Source organism: Salinisphaera sp. (assembly GCF_035690525.1).
Classification (GTDB): Bacteria; Pseudomonadota; Gammaproteobacteria; order Nevskiales; family Salinisphaeraceae; genus Salinisphaera.
On the sequence record NZ_DASSKM010000072.1, the window covers coordinates 1 to 9,144 of the forward strand.

Here is a 9,144-nt window from a genome sequence, read left to right on the forward strand (position 1 = left end):
TTCCGAATGCTACTCACGCGCGTCGCCCGGGAGAAAGCACTGCCTTTTGAGCCCTTGGTTCCGAATGCCACCACCATCGAAGCCATGAAGGAAGCCCGCCGCGGCGACTTGGAAACGGTGACGCTCGACGATCTTCAAGCAACGTTTGATGCGGACGATTAAGCAATCGCACCAGTTCAAGCGAGACTTGAAAAGGGAATCCAAAGGCGTGCATCGGCAAGTGCTGCAAACAAGTTCCGGTTTCGTGCGCAGTCATCGCTAGTAACGAATATTGCTCAAACATCGGTTTAGGATTCGGCCCGCTTCGAATTCAACCGGGGTATGATTTCGGTGTCCAGAAACGCGTTCAACTTGCGCCGATAGGCCGCCGGAGTGAATTCGGCGGCCACGCGGGAGCGGGCGGCCGTGGCGATCCGCGCCCGCAACTCGGAATCGGCCAGTAGGGCGCGCAGGCCTCTCGCCACGTCTTCGGGATTAGGGTCCACGAGCATCGCGATTTCGTCGTCGAGCACTTGCGTGTGCGTCGGCAGCCGGGTCGCGAGCAACGGGCGGCCGCTGTCCAGATAGGAATACACCTTCATCGGGGTGTTGCGCCCCTGGATCCGCGGGGAGGCCGCGATCGTTGCGCTTCGCAGATGCATGCCCAGTTCCGCGACCGGTTTCGGGCCGGCAAACGTGACGTGATCCGCGATACCCAGTGTGCCCGCCTTTTCGCGATAGGCCCGAATATGACTCGGACCGCCGCCGATGACCACCAGGCGCATCGGCGTCATCGTCTGGTCGAGCCGCGCCACGGCCTCGAGCAGTAGATCGAGGCCTTGATAGGGCTCGAGGTTGCCGACATACATCACGACCGGTTCATCATACCGCGCGGCGTCGTACAACGGCCCCTCCGGCAAATGGCCCAGCATCGTCACGTCTTCGAGAACCTGGACCGGCGTCTTCGGGGCGTACCCGCGCACCAATTCTCCCAACGCCGCACAACAGGCGATGACACCGATCGCGCGCCGGGCGGCCGCTCGTTCGATCGCGGTCAAACACCGGGCGATCGGGCGCGGCAGTTTGTATTTGTCGCCGATCTGCTCGGGAATCGAGCTGTCGATGTCAAAGATGTAGGGGACGCGAAAGATTGGCCGCAGCAGCATCGCCATATAGGCCGATTCCTCGACCGCGAGCACGAGGTCGTATCGGTTGCGTAGCAGGCGCCAACCCACCATTGGAAACATCACGGCGTCCGAGACCAGCTTTTTCAGCGAAAAGCCCGGCGGCACGTTGCGCATGCCGGGCAGGGCCGGAACCCGGAAAAATCGGCAGTTGGCGATCTCGATATCCTCGCCCTCGGCAAAAGTGACGACATCCATATGATCGCCCCGGCCGGACAACGTTTCGAGCAGCATCTTGACGGCGATGGGCGTGCCGCGCGGCGTCATAAAGGGTTGCGGGGCGAGAGTTAGAATATTCATTGCCGACGGCCGCCGGAAACGGCTCGACTTGATTGGGCCTTCAGAAAAGGCGATGAGCTCGGTTTATTTCTCAAGGCAGTGGCGAATCGTTGGTTCGCGTCCTTAGTTCGTCCGCCGTATTGAGCGGCCGAACGCGCTCGAAATGCCGGTCGATTCTTGTATTGATGAACCGATAGACGCGGCTCGAGTTGAGCGACAACCGCTCGTCCTTCACCAGTTCAATGCCCTCGCCGAACAAACCGTGATTGATCTCGTGGACGATTCTCGCTTCGCCCGTGAACCTGGAGCCAAAGTTGAACTCGTACTCGTCGAAATAGATGACGCATCCGGTCGGAATATAGGGAATCAATTTCTCGAACACGATTTTCGCGGACGTGTAATAGTCGCAGTCGATCCAGATCAGGATCGGAAGGTCTTGTCCCAGCGAGCCCAACAGCTCATTGGTAAGCGTTTGATCGAAATAGCCTTTGTGGAGCCGGTAGTTGTGATATCTCTGTTTGCAATAACTATCGAGTCGTTCGAAGCTGGCCTTGAACTGCTCGGGAACCCAGCCATCGTTGGCGACCAGGTCCTGGTCGACTTGCTGTGTGGCTTCCGGCATGCCCTCGAAAGAGTCGAAACCATGCACGACGACCCGATTTTCCATGTTCAGATAATGCGTCGCATACAGCTTTTTGGTGAAGGCGTAACCGTCCGCGACACCAAACTCGAGAATCGAAAAGTTTCCCTTGTACGTGTTCTTGAACTCGTTTAGAACATCATAGATATGATCCATCCGGTAGAAGCTCTCGAGACACAGACGCACGAATTTTCGCGGTTTGTGTATCGCGTTGAGATAGACGAACGTCTTGAGGCGGTCGCCGGGAAGCGGCTTGCCAAACCACCTGAGAATCGTGATGAAGCCCGATTTTTCAGCCATGCTCGTTTTTGTGTCTAACAGACACCCGTTAGGCGTATGTCAGTCATTACAAGCAGATACGCTCTTGGATTTCAAGCGCCATCGATGACGGTGGGCGGCACCGGAAGAAGCTTGTCTATGCCAAAGAATCTGATGCGCGCGCTCAAGATCGTGGTCAGCGCGGGCCTGATCGCCTATCTGATCTACGCGGTGGATTGGTCGAGCGCTGTGGACAAGCTTCGTGACGCGAACCTGTCTCTGGTGATCGTGGCGGCCGTGATATTTATGGTTAACACGGTCGCCACGTCAGCTTGGAAATGGCGGATATCGCTTCGGATTCATGGTTTTTTCAACTGGCGTCTATTGGAATTAGGTAAGATTCTTTTGATTGGCGGGTTTATGAGCAGCTTCCTGCCAACGGCGATTGGCGGCGACATTTATCGTGTTTATCGAACGCTGCCGTACGATGGGCAAAAGTCGCGCGCGGTATCCGCGGTCTTGCTCGATCGCGTAACGGGCCTGCTGTCGATGTTTTTCGTGGGCGCTCTCGGCGCTCTCGCTCTTTACTTGCAAAATCAAGATCCCGAGATTGGGTTTTTGGCGCTGGCGTTGGCGGCACCGCCGCTCCTCGCGGTGGCGTTTCCCTATCTTGTAGGGCTGAAGCTTTTCAAGCCGCTGTTGGAAAAACTCGCCGGAATCCGGAAGCTCGAGCCGCTGATGACCAACGCGCGCCTGGTTTTCATGAACAGGAAGGGCCTCGCAAGGCTATCCGTCGTATCGGTGCTGTTTCATATCCTGGCCGTGATCGCGATCGCATTTCTGTTCGCGGCCGTACACACGCCCGGCGCTCTGGCGGAAAGTGCGGTTGCCGATACGATGTATTCAGCGGCCGCGTTAATTCCGGTCTCGATCAACGGCCTCGGGATTCAGGAGGGATCGTTTGCGTTCACGGCCCAACAGCTCGGTATAAGCTTCAGCCACGCGGTCATTGTCGCGCTGATGATCAGAATCATCGCGGTATTGACCAGCCTCTGCGGCGGCATTGTCTTTTTCTTCGATAAGGGGCGGACTGCCGATCTGACCATGTCGCCGGAGTCGATCGAACAGTCGGATTGATCAAGCCTCGTGTTCGAGAAATCTAGCGAACTCAGGCCTCGCGGGGCGACGCTGGCCGGGGCGGTCACTTCGCCGGCCACCGCTTGCGTAGCTGCATCTCGATCTGTCGGCGAATGAAGGTTCGGGTGCCCTCATACACCCCGAACGCGGGTGGCGATATGTCGCGGTGTTTTAACCAGTGCATCAAGTCCGCAAAGGGCCTCTCGGTATCGAGCTCGCGCTCGACCCGGAATATCAGGCGCCCGGCCTTGTTCTCCTCCCCGGAAATGGGCAGCGGATCGGTCCCCGGCAATACCGCGCGACCCAGTCGCTCGGCTTGGGCGAGCAATCGAGGCCGCGGTGCGATGCGCGGCCGGCCGGCGCTGTCGCCCAGAAACAGCAGCGGAAAACGCGCCCGATCGGCCGCAAGACGTTGCACGATAGCGCCCCGACGGCGCCACCATTTGCCGAACCCCCAGGGAAGTACCGGGATACCGTCCTGTGCTCGCACCGCATCGATCGTCGTCTCCATCGGCTCATGGTCGGCAAACGGTCCGGCCGCGCCCAGAGCCAGCACCTCGAGACCTTCGGCGGTCGCGATCTGGCGCCCGGCAACCAGGGTCAGCGGCGGGGCTTCGTCGCGATGCGCGCGCATCGAGATCGGTTCCTGCGTAGCCGAGAGCGACCAATGTCCTACGGAGCCGGTTCGTAGGCCGCCGAACGCGTCGTCGCCCGCGGCATGCGTGAACAGCAGCATTCCCGGCGTCGATGCCGGCAGCCCCATGCCCCGCGCCGCTGCCGCCACGTTGTCGGCGGCGGCGTTCAAAAAGTGTTCCGGGGAAAAACAGCGATGGAGATGCACATGCGCGTCAACAAGAATCATGAACTACAGTGTCCGGTGCAATGGCGGTCGGTCATGACGATAAGCGTGTCGGAAACGGCTCGCCGGCGTCGCAATTGAATGTACTCGAATATGAAATCCACCGCTTCGCCGCCACTTTCCACTGTTACCGAAGCCGACGCGATCGTGATCGGCGGCGGCATCTACGGGCTGATGATCGCGCTCGAGGCCGGCAAGACGGGGCGGCGTGTGCTGGTGGTCGAGCGCGACGCGGTGGGCGGTGCGACATCGGCCAATTGGTTCCGGATACTGCATGGCGGCCTGCGGTATCTACAGACGCTCGATATTCCCCGGGTCCGTGAATCCGTGGCCGAGCGACGCTGGTTTCAACGCTTCGCGCCCGATCTGGTGCGGCCGATGCGCTTTCTGATGCCGCTCTACGGCGACGGGAGCCGTCGGCCCACGGCGTTCCGCGCGGCTTTCCTTGCGGATGCGGCGCTAAGCGCGCGACGCAACGCCGGGCTTGGCGCCGGGCAGACGCTGCCCCGGGGGCGGGTTCTCAACCGGGCCGAAACGCAGGCGCTTTATCCCGGCGTACGGCCCGAAGGGTTGCGCGGCGGCGCGCTTTGGCATGACGTGATCGCCGGCGACGGCGCGCAACTGATCGCGCGCCTGCGCGCCGAAGCCGAGGCGTATGGCGCCCGTGTGCTGGAAGGTGTGGAGGCACGCGATCTCGTGGTGGAGCGCGGCGCGGCCGCCGGTGTGATCGTAAAGCGTGCGGGCATGGCGCCGGGGACTGTTCGCGCACCGGTAGTCATCAACGCCGCCGGGCCGTGGAGCGCCGGTCTTGCCGAATGCTTCGGCGGCCCCGCTCCGGAGTTGTTTCGGCCCGCGCTTGCCTTCAATCTGCTGTTGGCCAAGACGCCGCTTTCCGATGTTGGCCTGGCGGTCTCGCCGCCCGATACGACGAACCCGACGCTGTTCGTCTATCCGCACGAGGGGCGGATCTTCGCCGGCACCTGGCACGCGTCGTGGCGGCAAGAGAGCGGCCGGGCCGAGCCGCCCGAGGCCGAAATCGACGCTTTTCTCGCGGCGCTGAATGCCGCATTGCCAGCGCTGGGCGCGCGACGGCAAGACGTACTGAAGATTTTCGCGGGGCTGCTGCCCGCCCGGCGCGCCGACAGCGCCGAGCCCGCCGATCGGGCAATCATACGGGATCACCGGGAGACCGGCGGTCCGGCCGGTTTGTTCAGTGTCTCCGGGGTCAAGTTCACGACCGCAAGGCGGGTCGCCGAAAAGCTCGTCCGCCGGCTGCCGGCTAGAAAACCCGTTTGAAAACAATAAAACGGCCAAACTACGGCGCGACATCTAGCCGGTTTCAGCCGAGCCCGGCGCGACCAATGCGCTTGCCAGCGGCTGGGGCAGGTCGATGTGCATCTCCACCGGGCGGTGATCGGACAGCAGCGTGTCGATCACGCCGGCCCGGCGCACGTCCAGCGAGGCGGAAGTCAGGATATGATCGATGCCGCGCCGCGGGCGCCAGCTCGGGAAGGTGGCCAGCAGCCGGTCGTAGACGCGCAGCCCGCTGGCCGCCAGCGCGGGATCGGCCAGTAGATCCCGCGCGCTGCAGTTGGTGTCGCCCATGACGATCACATGCTCGTCGTCGGCGACCAGTTCGCAGATGGCGGCGAGCTGTTGGCTGCGGCTGCCCGCGCCGAGCGCCAGATGGGTGACGACGACGGTCAAGGTGTGCTCGGGGGTGCCGAAGCGCGCCACGAGCGCCCCCCGGCCGGGCAGGCGCCCGGGCAGCTTGTGTTCGGTCACCGAGAACGGCTGATAGCGGCTGATCAACCCCAGGCCGTGCTGGGCGACGCGCCCCAGGTTGCGGTTGACCTGGACCCGCCAGTAGGTAAAGCCGGACTGTTCGGCCAGCGCCTGGATTTGATTCCGATAGCGGCTGCGCCGGCTGCCGGCGTCGATCTCCTGCAGACCGATAATGTCATGATCGCACAGCAGCTCGCCGATCCGGGTCAGGTTGTCACGCACGCCCTGGCTGGGCAGCAGATGACGCCAGCCGCGGGTGACATACTCGCGATAGCGTTTGGTGCCGACGCCGACCTGCATGTTAAAGCTCAGGATCGACAGATCGGCAGGTGGTGCCGGACGGCTCATGGTTGACCTCGTGTTGGCTGGACAGCGCACCGGTGGCGGGCACGTCGCCCTCCGTTTCAGCCGCGGGCGCCGCGCGCCGGCTGGGCGATCGGGCACGGTCAGCGTACCATCGGACTCCGGGGTTTTCGTGAGTCGAGCCGTCATGCCCAGCGAATCGGTGCTGCGCGCCGACGATATCCACGTTCATTTTCCGCTGCGCGCCGACTGGCCGTGGCAAACGGCGCCGGTGCTGCGCGCGGTCGACGGCGTCAGCCTGAATCTCGCGGCCGGGCATACCCTCGGTCTGGTCGGTGAATCCGGTTGCGGCAAATCCACGCTGGCGCGCGCGCTGACCGGACTCGCGCCGATCGCCTCCGGGCGTCTGCATCTGGGCGAGCGCGATATCACCGCCGGTTCGGGGCGCGATTGGCGGGCGCTGCGGCGCGACGTACAAATGATCTTTCAGGATCCGCTGGCCAGTCTCGATCCGCGCATGACGGTGGGCCAGATCGTCGCCGAGCCGCTGCACCATCTGCGCCGCGATCTGTCGCGCGCCGAGCGCCGCAAGCGCGTGGCCGACATGCTCGACCGGGTCGGGCTGGTTTCGGCGCATCTGAACCGCTACCCGCACGAGTTCTCGGGCGGGCAGTGCCAGCGTATCGGCATCGCCCGTGCGCTGGTGGTCGAACCCAGGGTGCTGATTTGCGACGAGCCGGTGTCCGCGCTCGATGTCTCGATTCAGGCGCGCATCGTCGAACTGCTCATGGCGCTCCAGCGCGAGACCGGCGTCGCCATGCTGTTCATCGCCCACGATCTCGCCGTGGTGCGCCAGATCAGCCACGACGTGCGGGTAATGTATTTGGGCCGGTTGATGGAGCAGGCGTCGTCCGACCGATTGTTCGACGCGCCGCGTCATCCCTACACCAAGGCGCTGCTTTCGGCCGTGCCGCGTCCCGATCTAAAAGCCGAACGCGGCCGCCGGCGTATCCGGCTGCTCGGGGATTTGCCGTCGCCGGCCGAGCCGCCGTCGGGCTGCGTGTTTCGTACCCGCTGTCCGTGGGCCGAGGCGGACTGCGCGCGCCAGGTGCCCGAGCTGCGGCCGCTCGATGGCGGGCTGGTGGCCTGTCATTACGCCGAGTCGATCGACGAGGCCGCGGCGGCATAGCCGCCTACCATGCGCCGGCGCGCGATCAGGGGGCGGACCGCGGCACTGGCGGGGCTGACCGGCGTGCTCGCTTTGGCGCTGCTCGTCGTTATTTGCTGGCCGCGCTGGCTCGCCCGCCACGGCGCGGGCTGGACCCACGATCCGGAAGACGCCGCCTGGGTCCTGCCCGCGGCGTCACGAGCGCTGATCGAGCAGGCGTTTTCCGGACTCGACGGGCAGGTGATCGTCGATCACGGCGTGGGCGTGATCTCGCGCGGCCAACTCTCGGGCCCGGATTTTTCCAACCATAGCCGGGAGCGCGATTACGGCGCGGCGGCGATCGGCGCTTGGCTGTCGCAGTCGCTACGCGAACGGGCGGCTGGCATCATCGACGCCGATACCGCCGATGCCGACTATGTTTCGCGGCTACTGCGCCAGATCCGGGCCATGCCGGGGCCCTATCGCGCCGAAATCACGGCGCGCGACGGCGTTTTCGGCCAACACGGCGCGCCGTTGGACGATCAGCCGGGGCCGACGGTATCGAATCGTTACGTCGCCTGGCTGGCCGGCCGCGCGAAAAAGGCGTTGGCGGCCGAAGTGTCGATTCACCCGCGGCGGCCCGACGCCGGCGCCGCGCTCAAGCGCTGGGCCAAGGCCGGGGTGCGTGACGTGCGCTGGTGGCCGGCCGCCCAGCGGATCGATCTGCACGGGGCGCCCGCGAAAGCGGCCTATAAGATAATGGCCGCGCATCATATGCGTCTTGATGTCGCGGTGGGCCGTCTGCGCCCGCCCAATCACGTTCCGGTGTGGGTGGCGCCCGCGGCGGTGGAGGCCGCGCTGGACGCCGGGGTGGCCGTGCGGCTACGCCTGGGCGGCGCGACCGGGGATGCGGGCCAGCGGCTCATGCCGGCGTTGTTCGCGCTGCTGCGCCGTCACGGCGACGCCAAGCCGGCGCTGACCGTCAGCCTGGCCGGGCTGTTGACCGGCGACCGGCCGGGTACCGAACTGGAGCCGCTGCTGCAGCACCCGCAGTTCTTCGATCATCTACGCTATGCCAGCGCTTATCCGGCGAGCGCGCGGGCCGACGCCATCGATCTGGAGGCGCTGACCCGGTCGGGGTTCATTGCCGGCGCCGATGTCGCGCCGCTGCGCGCGATCTACGATGTCAATACGCTGTTGTTCGCACTGGTGGTCATGCGGCGGGTGCATCTGCCGTATACATCGCTGCGCTTCCCGGCACGCGTGTTCGTCGCCGCGGATGGCGACGCCGATTAGGGTAATGGCCCTAGTAATAGACCTAGGGTTTAAACCGGCATTGCGGATGAAAAAGCCGACCGTGCGGGCACGACCGGCTCAATGCGAACGCGCGGACCGGTCATCGACCGGCCCGCCACGTTCCGCGGTTTTTTTAGGGGTTAGAAGCGACGCGGGCCGCGCGGGCGATCGTCACGCGGGCGGGCTTCGTTGACACGCAGGGTACGGCCCTGCAGGTCCTTGCCGTTCATGCCTTCGATGGCCTGGCGCGCCGCGTTGTCATCGGACATTTCTACGA

9 protein-coding genes and 1 pseudogene are annotated in these 9,144 nt (G+C 64.1%); 5 read left to right on the forward strand and 5 right to left on the reverse strand.

Annotated elements, in window-relative coordinates; translation table 11 throughout:
• Positions 1–162: type II toxin-antitoxin system RelB/DinJ family antitoxin (locus VFJ08_RS05500; RefSeq protein ID WP_349256954.1), on the forward strand; the 162-nt coding region annotated here is incomplete at its 5' end.
• 125 nt (positions 163–287) lie between these two features.
• On the opposite strand, the gene VFJ08_RS05505 is transcribed toward VFJ08_RS05500, so the two are convergent.
• A complete protein-coding gene (locus VFJ08_RS05505) occupies positions 288–1,463 on the reverse strand; it encodes a glycosyltransferase family 4 protein (RefSeq protein ID WP_324995986.1) in 1,176 nt (391 codons plus the stop codon).
• Positions 1,464–1,533: 70 nt separating this feature from the next.
• On the reverse strand, positions 1,534–2,382 hold the full coding sequence (locus tag VFJ08_RS05510) for a TylF/MycF/NovP-related O-methyltransferase (RefSeq protein ID WP_324995988.1): 849 nt from the start codon (positions 2,380–2,382) through the stop codon (positions 1,534–1,536).
• A gap of 117 nt (positions 2,383–2,499) precedes the next feature.
• Here VFJ08_RS05510 and VFJ08_RS05515 point away from each other — a divergent pair, with 117 nt between their 5' ends.
• Entirely contained in the window at positions 2,500–3,477 is a 978-nt protein-coding gene (locus VFJ08_RS05515; RefSeq protein WP_324995990.1) for a lysylphosphatidylglycerol synthase transmembrane domain-containing protein, read from the forward strand.
• A gap of 64 nt (positions 3,478–3,541) precedes the next feature.
• On the opposite strand, the gene VFJ08_RS05520 is transcribed toward VFJ08_RS05515, so the two are convergent.
• Positions 3,542–4,339, reverse strand: a complete 798-nt coding sequence (locus VFJ08_RS05520) for a hypothetical protein (protein ID WP_324995992.1) — start codon at positions 4,337–4,339, stop codon at positions 3,542–3,544.
• 90 nt (positions 4,340–4,429) lie between these two features.
• Here VFJ08_RS05520 and VFJ08_RS05525 point away from each other — a divergent pair, with 90 nt between their 5' ends.
• A complete protein-coding gene (locus VFJ08_RS05525; protein ID WP_324995994.1) occupies positions 4,430–5,632 on the forward strand; it encodes an FAD-dependent oxidoreductase in 1,203 nt (400 codons plus the stop codon).
• A 33-nt stretch (positions 5,633–5,665) separates the two neighbouring features.
• On the opposite strand, the gene VFJ08_RS05530 is transcribed toward VFJ08_RS05525, so the two are convergent.
• Positions 5,666–6,469 carry an endonuclease/exonuclease/phosphatase family protein gene (locus VFJ08_RS05530; RefSeq protein ID WP_324995995.1) on the reverse strand — a complete coding sequence of 268 codons (804 nt, stop codon included), beginning with the start codon at positions 6,467–6,469 and terminating at the stop codon, positions 5,666–5,668.
• A 142-nt stretch (positions 6,470–6,611) separates the two neighbouring features.
• On the opposite strand from VFJ08_RS05530, the gene VFJ08_RS05535 reads away from it, so the two are divergent.
• Entirely contained in the window at positions 6,612–7,613 is a 1,002-nt protein-coding gene (locus tag VFJ08_RS05535) for an oligopeptide/dipeptide ABC transporter ATP-binding protein (protein ID WP_349256955.1), read from the forward strand.
• A gap of 9 nt (positions 7,614–7,622) precedes the next feature.
• On the forward strand, positions 7,623–8,867 hold the full coding sequence (locus VFJ08_RS05540) for a hypothetical protein (RefSeq protein WP_324995999.1): 1,245 nt from the start codon (positions 7,623–7,625) through the stop codon (positions 8,865–8,867).
• 140 nt (positions 8,868–9,007) lie between these two features.
• On the opposite strand, the pseudogene VFJ08_RS15720 reads toward VFJ08_RS05540, so the two are convergent.
• Positions 9,008–9,144: pseudogene (locus tag VFJ08_RS15720) on the reverse strand (RNA-binding protein); the annotation flags it as partial.

Excerpts from the sequence above, each read along its gene's own strand:
- VFJ08_RS05505 (WP_324995986.1), bottom strand. The coding sequence starts at position 1,463 with ATGAATATTCTAACTCTCGCCCCGCAACCCTTTATGACGCCGCGCGGC.
- VFJ08_RS05510 (WP_324995988.1), bottom strand. The coding sequence starts at position 2,382 with ATGGCTGAAAAATCGGGCTTCATCACGATTCTCAGGTGGTTTGGCAAG.
- VFJ08_RS05515 (WP_324995990.1), top strand. The coding sequence starts at position 2,500 with ATGCCAAAGAATCTGATGCGCGCGCTCAAGATCGTGGTCAGCGCGGGC.
- VFJ08_RS05520 (WP_324995992.1), bottom strand. The coding sequence starts at position 4,339 with ATGATTCTTGTTGACGCGCATGTGCATCTCCATCGCTGTTTTTCCCCG.
- VFJ08_RS05525 (WP_324995994.1), top strand. The coding sequence starts at position 4,430 with ATGAAATCCACCGCTTCGCCGCCACTTTCCACTGTTACCGAAGCCGAC.
- VFJ08_RS05530 (WP_324995995.1), bottom strand. The coding sequence starts at position 6,469 with ATGAGCCGTCCGGCACCACCTGCCGATCTGTCGATCCTGAGCTTTAAC.
- VFJ08_RS05535 (WP_349256955.1), top strand. The coding sequence starts at position 6,612 with ATGCCCAGCGAATCGGTGCTGCGCGCCGACGATATCCACGTTCATTTT.
- VFJ08_RS05540 (WP_324995999.1), top strand. The coding sequence starts at position 7,623 with ATGCGCCGGCGCGCGATCAGGGGGCGGACCGCGGCACTGGCGGGGCTG.